At 69.0% G+C, this 22,763-nt stretch carries 10 protein-coding genes and 11 pseudogenes; 10 read left to right on the forward strand and 11 right to left on the reverse strand.

Annotated features, from left to right (window positions below):
- Positions 1-489: 489 nt before the first annotated feature.
- Entirely contained in the window at positions 490-1,008 is a 519-nt protein-coding gene (locus CES90_RS48720; protein ID WP_189788809.1) for a hypothetical protein, read from the forward strand.
- A 176-nt stretch (positions 1,009-1,184) separates the two neighbouring features.
- On the opposite strand, the pseudogene CES90_RS48725 reads toward CES90_RS48720, so the two are convergent.
- Positions 1,185-1,397: pseudogene (locus tag CES90_RS48725) on the reverse strand (Tn3 family transposase); the annotation flags it as partial.
- 137 nt (positions 1,398-1,534) lie between these two features.
- On the opposite strand from CES90_RS48725, the gene CES90_RS48730 reads away from it, so the two are divergent.
- The 4 genes and pseudogenes from CES90_RS48730 to CES90_RS52560 all read left to right on the forward strand — a co-directional run.
- Positions 1,535-2,539, forward strand: coding sequence for an ABC transporter ATP-binding protein (locus tag CES90_RS48730; RefSeq protein ID WP_208921988.1), 1,005 nt, complete (start codon positions 1,535-1,537; stop codon positions 2,537-2,539).
- Positions 2,540-2,542: 3 nt separating this feature from the next.
- A pseudogene (locus CES90_RS52390) lies at positions 2,543-3,349 on the forward strand (ABC transporter permease); the annotation flags it as partial.
- Positions 3,350-3,372: 23 nt separating this feature from the next.
- Positions 3,373-4,740: pseudogene (locus tag CES90_RS51130) on the forward strand (acyltransferase domain-containing protein); the annotation flags it as partial.
- Positions 4,741-4,833: 93 nt separating this feature from the next.
- Positions 4,834-4,995 (forward strand): annotated as a pseudogene (locus CES90_RS52560) (hypothetical protein); the annotation flags it as partial.
- 161 nt (positions 4,996-5,156) lie between these two features.
- Here the strand turns inward: CES90_RS52560 and CES90_RS48750 are convergent.
- From CES90_RS48750 to CES90_RS48765, 4 genes and pseudogenes are all read right to left on the reverse strand, one after another.
- A pseudogene (locus tag CES90_RS48750) lies at positions 5,157-6,335 on the reverse strand (beta-ketoacyl synthase N-terminal-like domain-containing protein); the annotation flags it as partial.
- A 69-nt stretch (positions 6,336-6,404) separates the two neighbouring features.
- Positions 6,405-6,863, reverse strand: a complete 459-nt coding sequence (locus tag CES90_RS48755) for an acyl carrier protein (RefSeq protein ID WP_208921805.1) — start codon at positions 6,861-6,863, stop codon at positions 6,405-6,407.
- A 309-nt stretch (positions 6,864-7,172) separates the two neighbouring features.
- On the reverse strand, positions 7,173-7,490 hold the full coding sequence (locus CES90_RS48760) for a protein-arginine deiminase family protein (protein WP_189788765.1): 318 nt from the start codon (positions 7,488-7,490) through the stop codon (positions 7,173-7,175).
- Positions 7,400-8,218, reverse strand: a pseudogene (locus CES90_RS48765) (S8 family serine peptidase); the annotation flags it as partial. The pseudogene CES90_RS48765 and the gene CES90_RS48760, both read right to left, overlap by 91 nt.
- Positions 8,219-8,891: 673 nt before the next feature.
- On the opposite strand from CES90_RS48765, the pseudogene CES90_RS48770 reads away from it, so the two are divergent.
- The 3 genes and pseudogenes from CES90_RS48770 to CES90_RS48780 all read left to right on the forward strand — a co-directional run.
- Positions 8,892-10,727, forward strand: a pseudogene (locus CES90_RS48770) (vitamin B12 dependent-methionine synthase activation domain-containing protein); the annotation flags it as partial.
- Positions 10,728-11,262: 535 nt separating this feature from the next.
- Positions 11,263-12,522: pseudogene (locus CES90_RS48775) on the forward strand (reverse transcriptase/maturase family protein); the annotation flags it as partial.
- 1 nt (position 12,523) lies between these two features.
- Positions 12,524-14,419, forward strand: a complete 1,896-nt coding sequence (locus CES90_RS48780; protein WP_408646669.1) for a condensation domain-containing protein — start codon at positions 12,524-12,526, stop codon at positions 14,417-14,419.
- Between the two features lie 396 nt (positions 14,420-14,815).
- Here CES90_RS48780 and CES90_RS48785 read toward each other — a convergent pair whose 3' ends face one another.
- The 4 genes and pseudogenes from CES90_RS48785 to CES90_RS48800 form a co-directional block, all read right to left on the reverse strand.
- Positions 14,816-15,772 carry an AraC-like ligand-binding domain-containing protein gene (locus tag CES90_RS48785; protein ID WP_189788810.1) on the reverse strand — a complete coding sequence of 319 codons (957 nt, stop codon included), beginning with the start codon at positions 15,770-15,772 and terminating at the stop codon, positions 14,816-14,818.
- A gap of 74 nt (positions 15,773-15,846) precedes the next feature.
- Positions 15,847-17,538, reverse strand: coding sequence for a ThuA domain-containing protein (locus CES90_RS48790; protein WP_232791409.1), 1,692 nt, complete (start codon positions 17,536-17,538; stop codon positions 15,847-15,849).
- A 29-nt stretch (positions 17,539-17,567) separates the two neighbouring features.
- Entirely contained in the window at positions 17,568-17,687 is a 120-nt protein-coding gene (locus CES90_RS48795; RefSeq protein WP_274757665.1) for an RICIN domain-containing protein, read from the reverse strand.
- Between the two features lie 35 nt (positions 17,688-17,722).
- Positions 17,723-19,411 (reverse strand): annotated as a pseudogene (locus CES90_RS48800) (beta-ketoacyl synthase N-terminal-like domain-containing protein); the annotation flags it as partial.
- A gap of 68 nt (positions 19,412-19,479) precedes the next feature.
- Here CES90_RS48800 and CES90_RS51135 point away from each other — a divergent pair.
- Positions 19,480-19,845, forward strand: a complete 366-nt coding sequence (locus tag CES90_RS51135; protein WP_232791410.1) for a hypothetical protein — start codon at positions 19,480-19,482, stop codon at positions 19,843-19,845.
- A 143-nt stretch (positions 19,846-19,988) separates the two neighbouring features.
- Positions 19,989-20,960 (forward strand): D-alanyl-D-alanine carboxypeptidase family protein, encoded by a 972-nt coding sequence (locus tag CES90_RS48810; protein WP_189788812.1) that lies wholly within the window; start codon positions 19,989-19,991, stop codon positions 20,958-20,960.
- Positions 20,961-21,078: 118 nt separating this feature from the next.
- Here CES90_RS48810 and CES90_RS48815 read toward each other — a convergent pair.
- Positions 21,079-21,861 (reverse strand): annotated as a pseudogene (locus CES90_RS48815) (heparan-alpha-glucosaminide N-acetyltransferase domain-containing protein); the annotation flags it as partial.
- Between the two features lie 281 nt (positions 21,862-22,142).
- Positions 22,143-22,706 (reverse strand): annotated as a pseudogene (locus tag CES90_RS48820) (RICIN domain-containing protein); the annotation flags it as partial.
- Between the last annotated feature and the right edge of the window lie 57 nt (positions 22,707-22,763).

Here is a 22,763-nt window from a genome sequence, read left to right on the forward strand (position 1 = left end):
GAAAGCACGGCGGAGGGGCCGATTCCGGTCGAGGAGAGCCTGGGTAGGCGAGGTGAAGGCGGCCCTGCGGCGGGTTGGAGGCTTGACCAACGACCCGCACGCCGCCATGACAGCCGGACTCGGTGAGCGGCCACGGGGATCTTCGGGTCGGAGCCCCAGGATGAAGTCGGCGCGCGCCCCCGGGAGTCGACCTGGTGCGGAGCAGGCACCCGCTGTCACCGGGCCGCCGTACCGTCAAGACGGACCGGCACGGGGATCGGAGCGCGCCGGTCCACCGCCGAACGATCAGGAAGACACCTTGAACGCGAGTGTCCGGGGCGGGGATCGTACGAATCGGTGCCGATCGTGTGGGCGGGCAGGCCGGGCGGGAACCGGTTCCGGTGTGGCCGGCGTGTATGGGTGCGGGTCACGCGTTGCTCAAGGGACGCGTTGTTCCGCCGGGGCGTCCCCGGAGGGGGCGCCGTAATTCAGGACGTACGGGGGAGAGTTATGAGGAAGAAGCGTATGGCCGGCGGCGTGGTGGTGTCGTCGTTCCTGCTCGCGGGCGCCGGGATCGCTGTGGCCGGGGCGCCGGCGAGCGCTGTCACCAAGGGCGTGGGGACGTCGGCGCGGGCGGCGGCGGAGTTCTGCGGGAGCGTCGCGGGGATCTACGGGGTCTCGGGTGAGCTGGACTACAAGGGAAAGCACGCCGAGTTGTGGACCGAGCGGATTAAGGACAACAAGGCCCGCGCCTATGCCAAGGACATCGTGAAGGGTGACCGGGTCGAGGTCCATCGCAGCGACAAGAAGTTCAAGATGAGCAGCAAACCGCAGCATCCCGCCACGGTGGGCGGTTACGACAGTTGCGGGGACACAGCGAACGCCTACGAGGCAAACGTCGAGGACCAGCTGGCGACGCGTGCTGTGCGGCTGCAGACCGGCGACGGCTACAGCTACGCCGTGCGTACCTGTCTCTTCCCGAAGAGCGGGGGCAAGAGCTGCACGAAGTGGTACGTCGACCACAAATGATCGTGCCGCGGGGTACGGACACCACAGCCGCCGCTGGGCGTGTCCGGCTTCCCGCGTCACCGACCGGGGCCCGGTAGGTGACGCCGGCGTCCGTACAGGGACCCTTGCGCGACGGCCGCGAAGCGGCTGACCAAGGCGAGGGCCCGCAAGCTCATCACCGCCCTGGTCGGCCACGATTAGTCCTGCCCGCTGCCGTCGTCGTCCTCGTCCAGCTCTGGCGCGTCCGGGTCACGCAGCGGGCGCAGGGCGCCGGCGGCCGGGGTGGAGGCAGTGAAGCTGTAGCGGCCCAGCACATTGAGATTCCGGTGCTTGAGCGGGGACAGCCGGGCCACGTCCTCGTCGCGGATCTCGTGCCCCTCGGCGCACAGTTGGGCGACTGCGGCATCGATAGGTCTTCGAGGCGATGATCACGGGCTGGCGCAACCAGCAGCTAGTAGTGCTTCGTTAGGTTGTGGGCTGTCTGCGGCTGCTCCGAGGGCTGGGCAGGGGGTGTCCGCAGGTGGTGCAGGCCGTCGACGAGGCGTCCATGGAGATCGCGGCGGGTGAGTTCGTCACCTTCCTCGGCTCCTCCGGGTCGGGCAAGACCACGACGTTGATGATGATCGCCGGGTTCTGCGAACCGGACTCCGGGACCATCACCGTCGGGGACCGTGATGTGACGCGGCTGGCGCCGCAGAAACGAAACCTCGGCTTCGTCTTCCAGCAGTACCTGCTCTTCCCGCATATGACCGTGAGCGAGAACGTCGCTTTCCCGCTCACCCTGCGCGGGGTGGCGAAGGACGAGATCCGCCGCCGGGTGGGGGAGACGCTGGAGATCGCGGGCCTGTCCGGGTTCGGCGGCCGCAAGCCGCGCGAGCTGTCCGGTGGTCAGCAGCAGCGCGTCGCTCTGTGCCGGGCGCTGGTCTACCGCCCGCCGGTCATCCTCATGGACGAACCGCTGGGCGCCCTGGACAAGAAGCTGCGTGACCAGCTCCAGGTCGAGATCAAGTCCATCCAGCAGGAACTGGGCCTGACCGTCATCTATGTGACGCACGATCAGGAAGAAGCACTGGTCATGTCGGACCGTATCGCGGTGATGCGCAACGGTCTGATCGAGCAGTTCGACACCCCCCGTGAGCTGTTCGAACGGCCGAAGACGCCGTTCGTGGCGGACTTCCTCGGCGCGGCGAACTTCCTGCCCGGCCGCATCGAGAAGCAGGACGGCGAGCACACCCTGGTCCGCCTGGATGCCAGTGGCGGCCTGATCAAGGCGCGCCGCCACGATCTGGCTCCCGGCACGCAGGTGAAGGTGGCTGTGCAGCCGGGCCGGCTGCGCGCCTCGGCCGCCGATGACGGGTTCTGTACGGGCACGGTGGAGACCGCCACCTACGTCGGCACCCTGGTCCGCGCCGGCGTACGCATCGACGGCAAGGACGCGCCGCTGGTGCGTCTGGAGGTACCGGCCGGCCGGGGCCCGGTTGCCGGGGAGCGGGTCGGGATCACCGCCGACCCCGAGGACGTCAACCTCTTCGCCGACGAACAGGCGGGGTGAGCCATGGCAGCCACCCTCACCGCCGGGGCTCCCGCACGCCCGCGCAAGCTCCTCGCCTCACGCAAGACCCGCCTCGGCATCCTCTACGCGCTGCCGGTCGTGGTCTATCTGCTGGTGCTGTTCGTCTACCCGATCTTCAGCACCCTGCTCCTCAGCCTGAAGGACGCCGACGGCTCCTTCACCCTGCACTGGTACGCCGACGCCCTCACCGGCGTCAACCTCTCCGTCCTGATCACCACGCTGCGGATCTCCGCCGAAACAGCCGTCCTCAGCCTGGTCTTCGGGTTCATCCTGGCCCAGGCGATCACCCGGCTCAAGCCCATCCTGGCCGGCCTGGCCATGCTGATCGTCGTCGTCCCGCACTTCATCAGCGCCCTGGTACGCACCTACGGCTGGATCATCATGCTCGGCGACAAGGGCATGGTGAACGAGACCCTCACCTGGGCACCGGGCGCCCCGTACCAGCTGCTCTACAACGAGCTCGGTGTCGTCATCGGCACCACCTCCATGATGCTCCCCTACACCGTGCTGCTGCTGTACGGGGTGATGCGCGGGGTGGACCGCCGCCTGCTGGCGGCCGCGTCCAGCATGGGCGCCGGCCGGGTGACCATCTTCCGCCGCGTCTACCTGCCGCTGGTCGCCCCCGGTCTGGCCAGCGCCGGACTGCTCAGCTTCATCCTCTCCCTGGGCTACTACATCACCCCCGCCCTGATGGGCGGACCCAACCAGACGATGATCGCCACCCTCATCAACCAGCAGGTGACGAAGGAAAACCAGTGGAACGGGGCGGCCGCGCAGGGCGTCATCCTGCTGCTGCTCACCTTCGCCGGGACGTGCGTCTGCTCACCGAGGCACGCGCATGGCCCACGGAGGAGGGACGGCCGCGCCGCGCCGCCGTCTCCGCCTTCGGCGTCTCCGGCACGAACGCGCACGTCGTCCTGGAGCAGCCCGTACAGCCCGTACAGCCCGTACAACCCATACAGCCCGCACAGTCCGTACAGCCCGTACCCGACGAGGCTGTCGCCACGACCGCCGGCCCGTCCATGTCGCCGTTCGTGCCCTGGGTCGTGTCGGCGCGCAGCCGCGCCGCGCTGCGGGCACAGGCCGGGCGACTGGCGCGGTTCGTTGCCGAGGGGCCCTCGCTGTCACCGGACGAGGTGGGCGCGTCGCTGGTGCGTGCGCGGTCGGTGTTCGAGCACCGTGCCGTCGTGTGGGGTGCCGACAGGGACGAGCTTCTGCGTGCCCTGGAGTCGGTGGCGGCCGATGCGCCGACCGCCGGTGCCGTGACCGGCGACGTGGGCGAAGGAGGCCGTACGGGCTTCCTGTTCGCGGGCCAGGGATCGCAACGGCTCGGCATGGGCGGGGAGTTGTATGACACGTACTCGGTCTTCGCGGACGCCTTCGACGCGGTCTGCGCGCACCTGGACGCCGAACTGTCCCATCCCCTGCGGGAGGTGGTGTTCGGAGACGACGCCGACCTGTTGAACCGAACGGAGTTCGCGCAGCCCGCTCTCTTCGCGCTTGAGGTGGCGCTGTTCCGGTTGCTGGAGTCGTGGGGGGTTCGGCCTGATGTGCTGGCCGGGCATTCGATCGGTGAGATCGCGGCGGCGCATGTGGCGGGGGTGTGGTCGCTGGCCGACGCGTGCCGTCTGGTGGCGGCGCGTGGCCGGTTGATGCAGGCGCTGCCCGAGGGCGGTGCGATGGTCGCGGTGCAGGCGGCGGAGGACGAGGTACTGCCCCTGCTGAACGACCAGGTCGGTATCGCCGCCGTCAACGGACCGCGGGCCGTTGTGGTCTCCGGCACCGCCGACGCGGTCGACGAGATCGCGGCGCACTTCCGCGCCCAGGACCGTAAGGTCACCGCGCTGCGGGTGAGCCATGCCTTCCACTCGCCGCTGATGGAGCCGATGCTCGCCGACTTCCGGGCCGTCGCGGAAGAACTCTCCTACGAGCGGGCCGAGCTGCCCGTCGTCTCCACGGTGACCGGCACCCTAGTCTCCGACGAGCTGACCTCCCCGGACTACTGGGTGGACCACGTACGGCAGACCGTGCGCTACGCCGACGCCGTCCGCACCCTCGCCGAGCAGACCGTCACCCGCTTCCTCGAACTGGGCCCCGACGGCACCCTCACCGCCCTCGCCCAGGGCTGTGTCGAGGACGAAGGCCGGCTGTTCGCTGCTGTGCTGCGCAAGGACCGGCCGGAGCCCGGGTCGGCGATCGACGCCGTCGCTGCGGCCTTCACCCGAGGGGCCGACACGGACTGGTCGAGCTTCTTCCCGGCCGCCGCGCCGCTCGTGGAGCTGCCTACGTACGCCTTCCAGCAGGAGCGCTACTGGCCGACCATCACACGTACGCAAGCGGCGGCCCCGGCCTCCGGCGGCGAGATCGACGCCCGCTTCTGGGAGGCGGTCGAGCGCGAGGACCTGGAGGTCCTGGCCGGGGAGTTGGAGGTGGGAGAGGAGGTCGTGGGCGCGGTACTGCCGGCCCTGACGTCCTGGCGGCGCCAGACCAAGGAGCAGGCCGCGGTGGACGGCCTGCGCTACCGGGTCCAGTGGCGTCCGCTCACCGAGGTCACAGGCTCTGCGGGCGTTCTCTCCGGGCGTTGGCTGGTGGTTGAGCCGGCTGGCGGTGCGGGTGGTGATGAGTGGGTCGAGTCGGTCGTCGGTGGTCTGGTGGCCCCCAGCCACAACGGCCGCTCGTCCGGCCGGTCCTGCCCATACGTCGCCAGCAGCGCCTGCGCCTCGATCGGGTCACCCAGCGTGGTCCCCGTACCGTGCGCCTCCACCGCGTCCACGTCGGCGGGTGAGAGCCCAGCACCGGCCAACGCCGCCCGGATCACCCGCTGTTGGGAGGGGCCGTTCGGCGCCGTAAGACCGTTGGAGGCGCCGTCCTGATTGACCGCGCTGCCGCGCACCACGGCCAGGATCTGGTGCCCGTTGCGCCGGGCGTCGGACAGCCGCTCCACCAGGAGCATGCCCACGCCCTCGGCCCACCCGGTGCCGTCGGCGGCCTCGGCGAAGGCCTTGCACCGCCCGTCGACCGCGAGCCCCCGCTGCCGCGAGAACTCCACGAACGCACCCGGCGTCGACATCACCGTCACACCACCGGCCAACGCCAGATCACACTCACCGTTCCGCAGCGCCTGCACCGCCAGATGCAGCGCCACCAGCGACGACGAACACGCCGTGTCCACCGTCACCGCCGGACCCTCAAGCCCCAGCGCGTACGACACCCGGCCGGAGACCACGGAGGTGGAGTTGCCGGTGAGCAGGTGGCCGCGTACGTCGTCGGGGACGTCGCCCAGCCCTGCGCCGTACTCCTGGTTGGCGCAGCCGACGAAGACACCGGCGCGACCGCCCCGGGCCGACTCCGGGTCGATGCCCGCGTGTTCGAAGGCCTCCCACGAGGTCTCCAGCAACAGCCGCTGCTGCGGGTCCATGGCGAGGGCCTCGCGCGGGGAGATCCCGAAGAACGCGGGGTCGAAGTCGCCCGCGTCGTGGACGAAGCCGCCCTCTCGGGCGTAACTGCCGTCCACGCGCGCGGAGTCCGGGTCGTAGAGCGCCTCGGCGTCCCAGCCACGGTCGGTGGGCCACTCGGTGATCGCGTCGGCGCCGGCGGCCAGCAGTTGCCAGTAGTCCTCGGGGGACCGGACGCCACCGGGGAACCGGCAGCTCATCCCGACGATCGCGATCGGCTCATCCCCGCGGGTCTCCAGCTCCTGGAGCCGCCGACGGGTCTCGGCGAGGTCGGCGGTGACCCACTTGAGGTAGTCCCGGAGCTTGTCTTCATTCGCCATTGGAACTTGCCCCATACGTTGGTAGCGGTAAGGAACGGTCGAACGGTCGGCCTGCTGCGACACGAGCGGTCAGGAGCGGCCGAGTTCCCGATTGATGAAGTCGAAGATCTCGTCGTCCGAGGCGGCGTCGAGCTGCTCGGAGACGGCGGCCTTGGGATCCCCCTCGGCTTGATCACCCAGCTCGGTCAGCATGCTGCGCAGTCGGGTCTTCGCGAGAGTCCTTGCGCCGTTCACTGGGGAAAGCCTTGAAATCGTGGCGGCCAGCCGGTCCAACTCGGCGAGCAGGACGGTCTCCGCGTCGGCCTCCTCGGCGCCGAACAGTTCCTCGTCGAGGAGGGCCGCCAGATGGCGGGGGGTCGGGTGGTCGAAGACCAGCGTGCTGGGCAGCCTCAGCCCCGTCTCGGCGGCGAGCCCGTTGCGCAGCTCCACGGCCGTCAACGAGTCCACACCGAGCTCCCGGAAGGCCTGCCCCGACCCCACGAGGCCGGCGTCTCCGTGCCCCAGCACGACGGCCGCACGCCCGCGCACGAGGTCCAGCAGTGCCTGCCGCCGCTCGCCCGCGGGCAGCCCGCCGAGCCGCTGCCGCAGCCCGTTCCCTTCCGGCTGCCCGGACGGTTCCGCGGCGGTGTCCAGGGCTGCGTGTGCTTCGGGGAGGTCGGTGAGCAGCGCGCTGGGGCGGCTGCTGGTGTACGCGGGCGTGAACCGTGCCCAGTCGACATCCGGACGCGCTGCTGCAGGCGGTCGCGAAGCAGGCCACGGCAGCGAGCCAGGGCAGAGTCTTGCGGTATCTCACTTCAGTCTCCTATGTACGGTCAGTCCGGTTCCTACTTGGGGGAGTTACCAGGGGGTGCCCGCGGCGCGGATGGTGTTGGTGCCGCAGTGCACCTCGCCGCCGCCGACGTGGTGGGTACGCCAGTCGTCCAGGTAGCGCACCCGCATGCCGGCCTTGGCGTACGCCCGGGTCACCGCCTCGGCGAGGATGTCCTTGCCACCGATGACCGGGCGCCACTGCTTGGGGGCGAGGTAGGTGGTGGGGGTCAGTACGACGCCGTTGACGGCCCGGGGGTGACCCGGTACGAGCCCGCCGGGGCGTTCCAGGTCTTCCCCTCGTGGGTGAAGGTGGGCTCGGTGACGGAGGTCGTCATCGGGCGCCAGGTGCCGTCCCCGTCGGTGATCGGGTCGGTGGAGGTCACCCAGTCGACGATCTTGCGCTCACCGGTCGTCGTCTTCTGCAACGCGGGTGTGGCGAGGTCGACGCCGGTGTCGAGGACACCGATGGTGATGCCGCGGCCGTCCGCCTTCGGGTTCTTCTTCACGAAGTCGACGGCGCCCGTCTCGAAGGACGGGTTGTACGGGTTCTTCGCGGGGGTGTTCTTGCCCGGGCCGGGGTAAGTGGACGCGGAGGCGCTCGACTTGCCCTTCTCGAGACTCGGCTCCTCCAGGGGTATCTCGTCCCGCAGGTCGATGGCTCGCACGGAGGACAGCTTCGCGGCGGCGGCGATGGCCGACTCCGCCTTGCCGGTCGGAACGGTGGCCCGTACGTACCCGAGCTTGTCGTACGTACGACCCACGGAGCCGCCCTTGACCGCGTCGAGCTCCCGCGCGACCTGCTCGGTCTGTCCCGGCGCCGTGGCGATCATCATCGTGACGTTCTTCTGGCGGTGCGCCTTGGCCTGCGCGAGGAGTTCTGCGTCGTCCGAACCAAGCTTTTCGTGGGCGGACTTGACGCCGGGGTCGGCCGCGGTGGCGGTGGGGCCGTCCGTGGCGAAGGCTGCGGGTATGGGGCCGGTCGCGGCGAGCGCGGCGACGAGACCGGCGGCCACGGCGATACGGGCGACGCGTCTCGCGCCCGGTATCGGGGCCGGGTGGGGGGTGGGGGGCATGCGTGATCCTTGGTGCGGAAGGAACGAAGACATGGGCGGTGGGAACGAACACGTTCGACCACCGCGGTCCGGGACATGCGCGCGGATGATCGCCAGTCTTGCAGAAGAAACCTACTTTGTTGAGAGTTCACGAATCGAGGCCGCGACCTGACACAAATTTTCCACACACGCCGTCAGGGCGAGTCTCCAAGAGCGGGGCCCCGCCGCGCAGTTGAAGAACACACGGATGAGCAGCGGCACCACCACTGATTTCGCCCAGTCCGAGCCCGAGCTGATGATCCGCGTCGGCCGGGGCGGCGAGAAGGACGGTGCTTCCTCCACTGACGGCGGCCGCATCTTCACCACACGTGGGGCGCCATCGGCGGCGTCGGCGTCATCACCGGCGACCTCGACCTCTATGGCCGCGTCTACGTCGGCACCAGCGGACGCTACCTCCAGTACGGCGACCTGTCCTGACCCCGCCGCGGGGGCCAAGTGCACGACCATTGCCTGGTGGCGGTCGCCCACATACGACTGACGAACCCCGCATCCCGCACGTACTACGACAATTGCCGGCCCCCTGGAAAGACCTACGCCCCCGGATAGGCCCCCCGATGTCGTCGCGGAGGCTTGGCGCCATGGGTGTGGATCTGAACCTGCTGGTGCCCTTGGACGCCCTGCTGCAGGAGCGCAGTCGATCTGTACCGGTCAGGAGGAGTCCCGGGGCGATGGCATCGCCACCATCGAGGCGATCCGTGAGCTCAAGCGCCGTCACCCGGATGTCCAGACCACCCTGGGGCTGTCGAACATCTCCTTCGGCCTGAACCCGGCCGCCCGTATCCTGCTGAACTCCGTGTTCCTGGACGAGTGTGTGAAGGCGGGTCTGGACTCGGCGATCGTGCACGCCTCGAAGATCCTGCCGATCGCCCGGTTCGACGAGGAGCAGGTGCAGACGGCACTGGACCTGATCTACGACCGCCGCAGTGAGGGCTATGACCCGTTGCAGAAGCTGATGGCGCTGTTCGAGGGGGCTACGGCCAAGTCGCTGAAGGCGGGCAAGGCCGAGGAGTTGGCCGCGCTGCCGCTGGAGGAGCGTCTGGGGCGGCGCATCATCGACGGCGAGCGCAACGGCCTCGAGCAGGACCTGGACGAGGCCCTCCGGACCCGCCCCGCCCTGGACATCGTCAACGAGACGCTGTTGGACGGTATGAAGGTCGTGGGTGAGCTGTTCGGTTCCGGGCAGATGCAATTGCCGTTCGTGCTGCAGTCGGCTGAGGTGATGAAGGCCGCGGTTGCTTATCTCGAACCGCACATGGAGAAGTCGGACGCGGAGGGCAAGGGCACCATCGTCCTGGCGACCGTGCGCGGTGATGTGCATGACATCGGCAAGAACCTGGTCGACATCATTCTGTCCAACAACGGCTACAACGTGGTCAACCTGGGTATCAAGCAGCCGGTTTCCGCGATCCTGGAGGCTGCCGCCGAGCACCGGGCCGATGTCATCGGCATGTCCGGGCTGCTGGTGAAGTCCACGGTGATCATGAAGGAGAACCTGGAGGAGCTCAACCAGCGGGGTCTGGCCGCGGACTATCCGGTCATCCTCGGCGGCGCCGCGCTGACCCGGGCCTATGTCGAGCAGGACCTGCACGAGATCTACCAGGGCGAGGTCCGCTACGCCCGCGACGCCTTCGAGGGCCTGCGCCTGATGGACGCCCTCATCGGCGTCAAGCGCGGTGTGCCCGGCGCGAAGCTGCCCGACCTGAAGCAGCGCAGGGTGCGCCCCACCGCCGCGCAGACCATGGTCGAGGAACGGCCCGAGGAAGGCCACGTCCGCTCCGACGTCACCACCGACAACCCCATCCCCACCCCGCCGTTCTGGGACACCCGCGTCATCAAGGGCATCCAGCTCAAGGAGTACGCGACCTGGTTGGACGAGGGTGCGCTGTTCAAGGGCCAGTGGGGTCTCAAGCAGGCCCGCACCGGCGACGGACCGACCTACGAGGAACTGGTGGAGACCGAGGGCCGGCCCCGGCTGCGCGGCCTGCTGGACAAGCTGCAGACCGAGAACCTCCTCGAAGCGGCCGTGGTCTACGGCTACTTCCCGTGCGTGTCCAAGGACGACGACCTGATCATCCTGGACGACGCCGGCAACGAGCGTACGCGCTTCTCCTTCCCTCGCCAGCGCCGTGGCCGCCGGTTGTGTCTGGCGGACTTCTTCCGCTCGGAGGAGTCCGGCGAGACCGACGTGGTCGGCCTCCAGGTCGTCACCGTCGGCTCCCGGATCGGCGAGGAGACCGCCAAGCTCTTCGAGTCCAACTCCTACCGCGACTACCTCGAACTGCACGGTCTGTCCGTGCAGTTGGCCGAGGCACTCGCCGAGTACTGGCACGCACGCGTACGCGCGGAACTCGGCTTCGCCGGCGAAGACCCGGCCGCGATCGAGGACATGTTCGACCTCAAGTACCGCGGCGCTCGCTTCTCCCTCGGCTACGGCGCCTGCCCCGACCTGGAGGACCGCGCCAAGATCGCAACCAGTGCGCCACGAGGCGCTTTGACACATCCCCGCCGCAGGCGGGACAGACTCGAAGGGAGGTCTGCTGGGTCCGATGGCTTACCTGGATCCGAAAGGTGAAGGGGACCACAGCATGCCAGGAAACCAGCGGCCGGGCCCAGGTGCCTGGGACGGTGCGCCGGGGGACCCGCGCGGTATGGCGAAAGCTTGACTGCCTGAACCCCAATCTCCAGCGGCAGCAATTTACTGCGACCGGAACGGCACCTGAAACCGGTGCCCGTCGTGACCGGGGACGTACTGGTTCGCCCTGGTCAACCTTCGCGGCGGGAGCGATGCCCAACGAGGGCATTGAAGGAGATGAGTGGGGCGCCTGGGCCGCGCTGATCGTGTGTCAGAGACGAACGTGGGATCACCGTCCCAGTACGGCTGGCGGTGACGGAGTGCCCGTAGTAGTCGCCGGAGTCACGCCCGGCCGGGGAGAGCGGGAAAGCCGCTCGCAGGGCGAAGGGGCACAGGTGGTACGGACACCGGCGACACCGGGGAGGTATGCGAAATGCAGAGCGCTGACACAGTGCTCGGTGTCCTGAGCGACAGGGGCAGACGCGGTCTGTCTCTGGAACGGTTGTATCGGCAGCTGTTCAGCGAACAGCTGTTCCTGATGGCCTACGGGCGCATCTACGCCAACGGCGGAGCGATGACGTCCGGGGTCGACGGGGAGACACCCGACGGGATGAGCCTGGGGAGAATCCGGGAGATCATCGGCCTGTTGAAGGCTGAGCGTTACCGGTTCTCCCCGGTCCGGAGGGTGCACATCCCGAAGAAGAATGGAAGTCTGCGGCCCCTGGGGCTGCCGACCTGGTCGGACAAACTGGTCGGGGAGGTGGTGCGTCTCCTGCTGGAGGCGTACTACGAACCGCAGTTCTCGTCCAGGTCGCACGGTTTCCGCCCCGGCCGGGGCTGCCACACCGCGCTCGACGAGATCGCTTCGACATGGACGGGCACCACCTGGTTCATCGAAGGCGACATCGCCGACTGCTTCGGCAGTCTCGACCACGAGGTCATGCTCGCGATCCTGGCCGAACGCATCCATGACGGACGCTTCCTGGCCCTGGTCTCGGACATGCTGCGGGCGGGATATATGGAGGACTGGATCTGGCACGCTACCTACTCCGGTGCACCACAAGGAGGAGTGGTCTCGCCGATCCTGTCCAACATCTACCTCGACCGTCTCGACAGGTTTGTGGAAGAGGAACTGGCACCGGCCTTCACCCGGGGTGCCACGCGCCGCGGAAACCGGGAGCACGTGAACGTCACTGCGACGATCGGTTACTGGAGACGCAGAGGCGACCGCGCCAAGGTGCGGTCGCTGCGCAAGATCCAGCAGTCGATTCCGAGCATCGATGTGAACGACCCCGGCTACCGGCGGCTGAGGTATGTCCGATACGCCGACGATCACCTGCTGGGGTTCGTCGGTCCGAAGGCCGAAGCCGAAGAGATCAAGGACAAGCTCGCCGTGTTCCTGCACGACGAGTTGAAACTCCGGCTCTCCGCCGAGAAAACCTTGATCACACACGCCCGCACCCACAAGGCGCGGTTCCTCGGCTACGACATCTGGACCAAGCACAACGACACCTGGCGGACGAAGGGACGACGAGTCCTCAACGGATCCATCGCCCTCGGCATCCCGCCGGAGACCGTCAACACCAGATGCCGGGCCTACCAGCGCGGACAGGGCAAACCTCTGATCCGCAACGACCTGATCCGCACCAGCGACCACAACATCGTCGCCACGTTCGGGATGGAATCCGGTGGTGCTGCGGCTGGCCGAGGCGGTGGACGCCGATGCGTTGCAGGTGGCCCTGGATGACGTGGTGGCGCGGCACGAGACTCTGCGCACGGTGTTTCCCGAGGCGGGTGGCGAGCCGTACCAGCTGGTGCTGCCGGAGGCCCCGGCTCTTGTGCCCCTCGACCGTGTCGAGTGTGACGAGAGCGGTGCGCGGGTGCGGATCGCCGAGCTGTCTGCCCGTCCTTTCGACCTGGACAGCGAACTCCCTCTGCGCGCCGCTCTCTTCACCCTCGCGCCGGACGATCACCTGCTCGTCCTGGTCCTGCACCACATCGCCGGAGACGGCTGGTCCATGCGACCTCTGGCGCACGACCTCACCACTGCCTACGAGGCCCGCGGGTGTGGGGAGGTGCCGGAGTGGTCGCCGCTGCCGGTGCAGTACGCGGACTTTGCGTTGTGGCAGCACCGGAATCTCGGTGACCCGGAGATCCCCGGGAGTCCTCTGCATCAGCAGCTTGTTCACTGGATGGCCGAACTGGCGGATCTGCCGGAGGAGATCGCCCTTCCCGCCGACCACACCCGGCCTGTCCACCCCACCCACCGGGCCCGTACCCACACCACCCGCACCGGGGTCACCGTGCATCGGGACCTGGTGGCTCATGCCCGTGCGCACGGGGCCACTCTGTTCCATTCCGTGCACGCGGCTCTGGCGGTGTTGCTGACGCGCAACGGTGCCGGTACGGATGTGCCGATCGGCACGCCGACCGCGGGCCGTGCGCATCGTGAGCTGGATCAGCTCGTCGGGTTCTTCGTCAACACGCTGGTGTTGCGTACGGACACCTCAGGCAATCCCACGCACACCGAGTTGCTCCGCCGTACCCGGGATGTCGGCCTGGCGGCCCTCTCCCACCAGGATCTGCCTTTCGAGCGTCTCGTCGAGGCCCTGAACCCCACCCGAACCCCCCACCGCCACCCCCTCTTCCAAACCATCCTCACGTTCAACAGCACCACCGAGGCGGAAGGCGAACCCACCACGATCGACGCCGAGTCGGAGAGTGCGGCCAAGTTCGACCTGTCCTTCACCGTCGCCGAGCACCACACCGCCGACGGTGGGCCCGGCGGGCTGACCGTGACGATCGAGTACGCCGCCGACCTCTTCGAGCCCGCCACCATCGCGCGGCTGGCCGAGCAGTTCCAGCGGATCCTGCGCAACGCCGCCGAACACCCCGACACCCCTCTCCTCGACATCGACCTGCTCACCGCGCAGGAGCGCAAGGCCCTGTTCACCGACTGGAACGGGCCGTCGCGCGCCCTCCCCGGCCGGACCCTGCCGGAGCTGTTCGCCGCCCAGGTGGCCCGCACCCCCGACGCCACCGCTGTCATCTGCGAGACCGGCGCGCTCAGCTACGCCCAACTCGACGCCGCCGCCAACCAGTTGGCCCGCCACCTGGTGGCCCTCGGGGCGGGTCCCGAGCGTCTGGTCGCGCTGGCCGTGCCGCGCTCGGTGGAGACGCTGGTCGCCGTGCTGGCCGTGCTCAAGTCCGGTGCTGCGTATCTGCCGATCGACCTCACCCACCCCGGTGGACGGATCTCCTCCACTCTGGCCGACGCCCGTCCACTGTTTGTGCTCACCACCGTCGGGGCGGCCGCGCAGCTGCCGGTCACGGACACCCCGCACCTGCTGCTCGACGCGCCGGACACGGCTGCCGCGCTGGCCGCGCTGCCTGCCCATGACCTCACCGACGACAACCGTTGGGCGCCTCTGTCGCTGCGCACGCCCAGACCGGCCCCCAGGGGTTCACCGACGGGATGGTCGGCTCCGCGCTGCTGGCTCCGGAACTTACAGCCGGGATCGACCCAGCCATCACCGGGGTCGCCGTTGAAATTCGGACCCGACCGGGTCTGTGACACCGGGATGCCGTGACTCGTCCATCCACCCGGTTTGCGGCCCTTCGCGAGGAAGGTCGACGACTCAGCAGGGGCGAACTCGTCCTTCCACGCGCCGCTACGGAATGCGAGGGCCGCGCAAGAGGAGGACCCGGGTAGACCCTGCGGTGGTGTCTGAGTTCGTCGACGGCCTCAACCCGGTTCTCGCCGGTCTCCGGCTTCTGTGCGGCCTTAGAAGCCATCCGCTTACCGATCAAGTCGGCGCATGAAGGCAGGGCCTCGCGGTAGCTCGGGGGTGTCGAAGCCAACCCCGGACCGGTCGCCGACCTGATCGAAGAGGCGGCCGAGGCAAGCGCCTGACAGCGGGTGGCCACCATGGTCATCACTGTCATCCGACCGTGCAAGCGTCGGCCGGCGATCGTTCCCACCTGGCTCAGCCCGCGAGCCTTCTGCGGTACTCGCGCGGGCTGAACCCGTGGCGGTCCTTGAAGGCGCGGGTGAAGTGCGAGGCGTCCTTGAAGCCGACGGCGTAGGCGATGTCCGTGACACTGCGGCCCGCCCGGCCCGGGTCGGCGAGCAGCCCGGCGGCCCTGTCGATCCGCTGTTGCAGGATCCAGCGAGACGGTGAGGTGTCCTCGGCTCTGAAGATCGCGTGCAGGTAGCGGACGGAGATTCCCAGCGCCCGGGCGACCATGGCGGGCGACAGGTCGGGGTCGGCGATGTGGTCGATGATGTACCGGCGGGCGCGGTCCATATGGGCTGCTCTGGGTACACCGAGCCGGGCGCCTGAATCGGTTCGCTCGGACAGAGCTGTGGCCAGCAGCTCCAGCAGCGTGGCGCCGATCCGTGCCCCCGCGTCGGGAGACAGACCGGCGGAGTGGGCGGTCAGAGAGTGGAAGAAGGGCGCGAAGAGCGCGCCCACCCCGTGGTCGCCCGGCACCGTGGTCGCCATCGCGTCCCGCGCCAGCGGGCAGTGCGCGTCGAACAGCGGCCTGGGCACCTTCAGCACCAGCAGTTCGAACGGGTCGGCGCAGACGATACGGCAGGGCCGGGCACTGTCGTAGACGGTGAAGTCGCCTGGGCGCAAGACCGCGTCCCGCGCCTGCTGGGAGACCGTCACACAGCCCTGGACGGCCAGGTTGACCAGGAGGTCGTCCTCGCCCGATCTCCGGATCAGCGTCGGGGACCGGAACACCGTGTGGGGGTCGGAGACCACCCTCGCGACGCCCAGGTCTCCGAGCGTCTGGGCCGTGACCCTGCCCCGGAACCCGGCGGACGTGGGCTGCGGCACGTCCATCTCGTACTGGACGAACGTCGTGCAGACCACCTCACGCCAGTAGTCGAGCCGAGCTCGGCCTTCGAGTGGCGCCGTGGAGAAGTCGAGCGTCATACCGGTGCCACCTCACTGCGCACCTTCCGGGGACCCGGTCGTGGGTGCGCTCAGGTTCAAGTAACCGTGCGGCCTCAGTCAAGCCCCCGCCGCAGGTCGGACCGTACGTTCGCACCCACAGACCCACCCAGGCAATGAGGCAAGGTGACATGACTACGTCCGAAGAGATCATGGCGCAGTACGTCGCGACCGAGGCGCGCGTGGACCGCATGCGGGACAAGTACGCCTTGGAGGAGGGTCGCCCCGTCCGCCGTGCCGTTACCGCTGACATCCAGGCACTTGCCCAACGCCTTGACCGTCGACCCCGGCGTCACCGTCCACTGCTGCCGCGCCGAGCCCGTACACGACGAGATCTGCACCGCCGTCCCATCCGCCGAGCTGCCGTTACGGACATCCAGACACTTACCCGCGGGCCCCACGACCGGACCCGCGCCGGGGGTGGGCGGCGGGCTGCCGCCCAGCTCCTTGATCCGGACGTTGCGGAACGATACGTCGTCCCCCGTGCCGTGGTTCTGGATGCCGACGTGGCCGGCGAGCGAGCGGGCGGGGTCGGTGTTGGTGAAGTCATTGATCTTCACGCCATTGAGCCAGACCTGGAGCCGCTCGCCCTCCACCAGCAACTCGAAGGTGTTCCACTCGCCCGGTGGGTTGAGCGCCGTGTCCCGGGCAGCCGTGTCCGGGGCCTTGACGGCGTAGATCGAGCCGGTCGTGCGGTCGGGCGCGTCGGTGGCGTCGATCTGGACCTCGTAGCCGTTGTTCAGTGCCGACTGCGGGTCGTTCGTCGGTGGGAAGCCCACGATCACACCGGAGTTGTCGTCGCCGGGCATCTTCCAGTCCAGCTTCAGCGAGTAGTTGGTGAACTGCCGGGCGCTGTACCAGAGCATGCCCATGCCGCCGTACGAGGCGAGGGTGGCGTCCGAGTTGGTGAAGCCGCCTGGGCCGGCCTGCGACCAGCCGGTGGTCGAGCCGTTGTAGAGGGTCGTATAGCCGGTCTCGGGCCGGCAGTCGGCCTTGGTCCGGCCTGCCGCGTACCGGATGCCGCCGAGCAGGTGGGCCCGCAACGCCGGCTCCGCGTACGACGCCTGGCTGTGCCCGCCGCCGGTGTAGAAGGACCGGCCCCCCGAGTAGGTCTTGCACCAGGTGTGCGGGTGGTCGGCGCCCATCGAGCCGCCCGAGTACGACGACTCGTCCAGCGTGGTGAGCACGCGCGCGGTGGTACGGGGGTTGGTCCGGAAGTTGTACCACTCATCGGTGCGGGTCCATGTCTGCGGCAGGTGGGCGGTCGCCGCGTGCGCCCGCCCCTCCACCTTGACGTTGGCCTGCTGGACAGCGGGGTGCGAGGCGAAGTAGGCGCCGACCAGATCGCCGTAGAACGGCCAGTTGTACTCCGTGTCCGCGGCCGAGTGGACGCCGACGAAGCCGCCGCCTGAGCCGATGTACGACTGGAACGCCGACTGCTGGGCGTCGTTCAGGACGTCGCCGGTGGTGTTGAGGAAGATCACCGCCTCGTAACGGCTCAGGTTGCTGGAGGTGAAGTGGTTGCCGTCCTCCGTCGCCGTCACCGTGAAACTGTTCGCCGCGCCGAGGTCGCGGATGGCCTGGATCCCTGCCGGAATCGAGTCGTGCCGGAAACCGGCCGTCTTGGAGAACACGAGGACGTCGTAGGACGTGTCCGCGGCGTTGACGGGGCTGGGCTGCCCGAGGAGGGCCAGGGCGGCGAGTGTCGCGGCCGCCCCACCAAGCAGGGTTCGGGGTTGTCTGCGCATGTCCGTCGCTCTCTTCTCGGTGACAGAAATCAGGGCAGGGTCCATTTCTGGTTGGCTCCGCCGTGGCAGGTCCACAGGTGCACGAGGGTGCCGTCCGACGAGTTGGCGCCCGACACGTCCAGGCACTTGCCCGACTGCGGGTTCCGCAGCGACCCGTCCGGGTACGCCTGCCAGTTCTGGTTTGACCGAGCCGTTCGGCGTCGGACAGCCGCTCCACCAGCAGCACGCCCGCACCCTCACCCCAGCCCGTACCGTCCGCACCCGCCCCGAACGCCTTGCACCGGCCGTCCACAGCAAGCCCCCGCTGCCGCGAGAACTCCACAAACACCCCCGGCGTGGACATCACCGTCACACCGCCGGCCAGCGCCACATCACACTCACCCGACCGCAACGCCTGCACAGCCCAGTGGAGAGCGACCAGGGACGCCGAGCAGGCCGTGTCTACGGTCACCGCCGGCCCCTCCAACCCCAGCGTGTACGCGATACGGCCCGACATCACGCTGGCCGCGTTACCAATGCCCGCGTACCCCTCGGCACCATCTGAGGTGTGCTCCAGCAGACTGGCGTAGTCCTGGCCGTTGGTGCCCATGAACACACCACCCCGACCACCCCGCAACGACGCCGGATCGATCCCGGCATCCTCCAACGCCTCCCAGCACGTCTCCAGCAACAGCCGCTGCTGCGGATCCATCGCCAACGCCTCACGCGGCGAAATACCGAAGAACCCCGCATCAAACCCAGCCACATCCGACAGAAACGCCCCATGCCGCGTATACGACGTGCCGTGGTTCTCCGGGTCCGGGTCGAACAGCCCCTCCAGATCCCAGCCCCGGTCCACAGGGAACCCCGACACCGCATCGGCCCCCGACACCACCAGATCCCACAACTCACCCGGCGAACCCACCCCACCCGGGAAACGGCACGCCATACCCACGATCACCACCGGATCGTCGGCCACCGAAACGGTCCTGACCGGCAGCTGAGCAGCCGCGTCCACAACCCCGGCGAGCTCACCCCACACATACCCGGCAAGCTCGTTCGGCGTCGGATAGTCGAACACCAACGACGGCGGCGTCGCCAGACCCGTCACAGCATTCACCCGGTTCCGGAACTGCACGGCCGAGAGTGAGTCGAAGCCCAGATCCTTGAAGGCACGCCCCGGCATCACCGCCTGACTCGACGCATGCCCCAACACCAACGCAGCCTGCTCCCGCACCAACGCCAGCAACAACCCACGCTGATCCGACTCCGACAGCCCCGCCAACCGCGCCCGCAGACCCTCAGAGCCCGCACCCGCACCCGACGCGGGATCCACCCTCCGAACCACCTGCACCTGCGGAATCTCATCGAAGAGCGCGCTGGGGCGACTACCGGTGAAGGTCAGCAGCAAACGTTCCCAGTCCACCGCCAGAACCGTGAGCAGCCCCTCGTCCTCGGCGATCACACGCCCCAGCTCACGCATCGCGTCCGACGCTCGCATCGGCTTCGTGCCCATGCGGTGCAGGCGACCCACCACAGCCTCGTCAGCGGCCATACCCACACCGGCCCACGGACCCCACGCCACACACGACCCGACCAGCCCCCGCGCACGCCGCCGCTCGACCAACGCCTCCAACGCGGCATTCGCCGCCGCATAGTTGCCCTGACCCTCACCACCCCACGAACCCGCCACCGACGAGAACGCCACAAACAACGACAACGGCTCCACAAGCCCAGCAGTCAACTCATCCAGATGAACCGCCGCATCAACCTTCGCCCCCCACACCCCCGCAAACCGCTCCGGCGACAGAGCCTCCACCACACCGTCATCCAGCACCCCCGCCGCATGCACCACACCACACAACGGAAACTCCGCCGGAACCCCCGCCAACACAGCTCGCACGTCCGGTTCGGAGGGAGGCCACGCGGAAAAGGATCAGCTCGCAGCTGGTACCTCGCCGCGTGGCCGACCCTACGCCCACCGCCCACGCCCAACTCGCCGCCCTGCCCTGGCCGTCCATCGCGGTCCAGCACACCGCCTCCGGGACGGGGCACGGACGCCGAGAGTCCCGCTCGATCAAGACCTGCGGGATCGCCGACGAACTCGGCGGAATCGCCTTTCCCCACGCCCGCCTGGCCATCCGCGTCCACCGCCGCCGCAAGCAGACCGGCCGGCGTGAGACCCGTGAGAGCGTCTACGCCGTCACTACGGTTGGAGAGCGTGCCCGGAAGGCCGTTCGTGGCGCGACTCGGTCCGCAGGTACGAGTCCGTCGCGGCGACGCGCCGTGAGCGGCGCGCTCGGTCGTCCGGCGACACTGCCGACCTAACGTAGGCCGTGCACACAGGTGGTTCACCGAATTTGTGCAATTTCAGGCGCTGTTAGACGACATTCTCCTCTGTCGGCGCACAGGACGCCGTGCGAAGCTCGGCCACCACCGGTGTACGGAGCCGGTGTCGAGGACGGAAGACCATGCACAGCTCACACGACAAGTCACTCGCCGCTCACCGCCGCAGGACGCCCAGCCGACGCCGGTTCATCGGGCTGGCCGCGGCGGGGGCGGCCGCGGTCGGCGCGGCCGGGATCGGCCGGGCGGCCCTTGCCTCGGACCCGGTCCCGCCGCCGCGGAAGTTTCGCTCGCAGTGGGGCATCGACCGCCGTAAGCGGTCCGTCAGGAGGATCCTGAACGCCGCCGACCCGACGGCCGTCGCCGCCTGGATAACCGGCACAGGGTCCGCCCCCGACATGATCAAGAAGGAGATGGACACCCAGGTCAACGCCTTGGCCGACGCGGCAGCGGCCGACCTGGGCACCGCCCGTGACGCGGTCGTCGTCTCCTGGGTGCGCGCCGCGGCGACGCAACGCAAGATATGGGATCGTAAGTACGAGTTCCTGCGCACCGGTTCGGGCGGCGCCGGAACCTTCGGCATCATCACCGACGAGGTACGCGCCAAGTACGCCACCCAGCTGGGCTCGGACCCTCAGTGGGATCCCGACAGGGACTCCCACCGCTCGGTGTGGGAGTCCCTGACCGCCGACGAACGCCAGATCGAGATACTCCGCACGTCAACGGCGCCCGGTGTCTCGCGCCACCACCTGGGCTCCGATGCGGACTTCTTCGGCACAACGCCCCAGGACTGGGCGGACGACGGCCCAGAGGCCGCCAACTACAGGTGGCTGCGCGGCAACGCGGCCCGCTTCGGCTTCCTCCAGCCGTACACAGCGGAGTCGGCCAGGACCAAGCCGGCGATCAGCGAGGAGCGCTGGCACTGGTCGTACGCGCCGGTCTCGGAGGCCGTCCTGGACTTCGTCCGCGCGAACCAGGACGTGATCTCCGCTTCGCTGGACCAGCTGTGGAGCTACGACCCGACGCGGTTCACGTACATCAAGGAGAACTGGCGCAACTACATGTTCCACGTGAACGAGAAGGCGTACTTCGGCTAGTAGGGCTCCGTTAGGTTGCTCTGGCTCTTGGGTTCTGGCTGGTGGTGGATGTTCTGGGCAGGGGGCGGTGGCAGGTGGTGCAGGTGCCGGTCCAGCAGTTCAGCAGGTCCTGGATGGTGGTCACCCGGAGCGCCAGCCACGAGACGCCGTATCCGAACGCGATCAGCGCGGGACCGACCACGGCAAGCCGCCGCCGCACCGCGCCGGAGGCCAGATCCAGCCGGCCCAACGCCATGCCGGTGACCACGAAGGTCATCCAGGTGATCGCCGGGTAGAAGCCGGTGAGCAGGAAGTCGAGCACGCCCACGCCGGAGAGTCGCGCGATCGGGTCGTACGAGTCGATGGTGTTCACGGTCGACTCGCTGAGCAGCGCCCGCAGGGCGTACGCCACCTGCGGCGTGACGAGCGCGAGGGCGACCGCGATGGTCGCGAGCGCCCTGGCCCGCAGCCGCAGCAGGGGCAGGGCCAGCAGGAAGTACACCGCGTAGAAGTTGAGGATCCCGGCGCCGCCGAAGTCGGTCATCGCCAACGCGGTGCCCACCACGAGCAGGATCACGGCCCGGATCACGATCCTGGCCTTCGCCTGCCGGCCGGCCAGTCCGGTCTTCGGCTCCAGGCGGCCGGCGATCAGCACCAACGAGAACCCGGCGAGGGTGGCGAACAGCGCCGAGGCCCGGCCGCTCGCCAGCCAGACGGACCAGGTGCCAACACCGTCGCCGGACGTGGGGAAGGGGTTGAAGGGGCCGACATGCACGGCGAACATTCCGAACACGGCCACCGCACGGGCGAGGTCCACCCCGACCAGCCGCGCCGCCGACGAAGGGCGTTCCGTCGCTGTGGCGGACTCGGGTGCGGGTAAGGGCTGGGGAGGCGCCTCCTTGGCGCTTTCGATCTCGGTCACCCGGGACAACCTTGCCGAGGCGGGGGCGGTCGACCATCCGCCGGGCTTCGGGAGGTGTCCCGCCGGTCGGCCGACCGGCCCCCTCCGATCGGCGGGGGCCGGTCACGTCCGCCGAGGTGGTGTATCGACGAGCGGACGACTCCCGCCCGGCCGGTGCCTGCGGCGATGGGTTCGAAGTCCCGGTCCCGGTGGGAAAGGGCAGTCCCCGCAACTTGGCATGCTGTCGTGGGACTGCCCTCAACCGATCGGGCGTCTCCCCGCGCGGTGGTAGGGGTGGCGGGTTAAGGGAGCGTGGTCCACTTCTGGTTGTTCTGGCCGTTGCAGTCCCACAGGATGACTGGGGTCCCGTTGGCGGTGCCGGCCCCGTTGACGTCGAGGCACCGCCCGGCGTTGACGTTGCGGATCGACCCGTCGGCCTGCACGGTCCACTTCTGGTTGTTCTGGCCGTTGCAGGGCCAGATGACGACCGGTGTGCCGTTGGCGGTGCCCTGGCCTGAGGCGTCCAGGCACTTGTCGCCGTAGACGCGGATCTCGCCTCCGGCCCACGTGGTCCACAGCTGGTTGGCGGCCGTGTGGCAGTCCCAGATCAGCGTCCTCGACCCGGCGGCGGTGGTGGCGCCTTCCACGTCCAGGCAGCGGCCGGACCCGGTACCGCGCAGGCGCCCGGTGGTCGAGGCCAGCGGGCTGCCGCCGGAAATCTTGAACACGGCCACGCCGTGCGCGGGAACGCTCGCCGAGATCTGGCCGGACGTGCTCGACGTACCACCGGTCCACAGGTCGGTGAGGGTGAACGAGCTGCCGGACAGGCCGACCTGCGCGGCCGTGGTGGTGACGGTCGTGGTGCCCTCCCGAGCAATGCTCAAGACCTAATAGCAGTGCGCGGTGACGGGTGACCCCTACTC

This window comes from Streptomyces capitiformicae, assembly GCF_002214185.1.
GTDB lineage: Bacteria > Actinomycetota > Actinomycetes > Streptomycetales > Streptomycetaceae > Streptomyces > Streptomyces capitiformicae.

What these genes read in the sequence shown, in the direction of transcription:
- CES90_RS48720 (WP_189788809.1), top strand. Translation starts at nt 490, where the DNA reads ATGAGGAAGAAGCGTATGGCCGGCGGCGTGGTGGTGTCGTCGTTCCTG.
- CES90_RS48730 (WP_208921988.1), top strand. Translation starts at nt 1,535, where the DNA reads ATGGAGATCGCGGCGGGTGAGTTCGTCACCTTCCTCGGCTCCTCCGGG.
- CES90_RS48785 (WP_189788810.1), bottom strand. Translation starts at nt 15,772, where the DNA reads ATGACGCTCGACTTCTCCACGGCGCCACTCGAAGGCCGAGCTCGGCTC.
- CES90_RS48790 (WP_232791409.1), bottom strand. Translation starts at nt 17,538, where the DNA reads ATGCGCAGACAACCCCGAACCCTGCTTGGTGGGGCGGCCGCGACACTC.
- CES90_RS48810 (WP_189788812.1), top strand. Translation starts at nt 19,989, where the DNA reads ATGCACAGCTCACACGACAAGTCACTCGCCGCTCACCGCCGCAGGACG.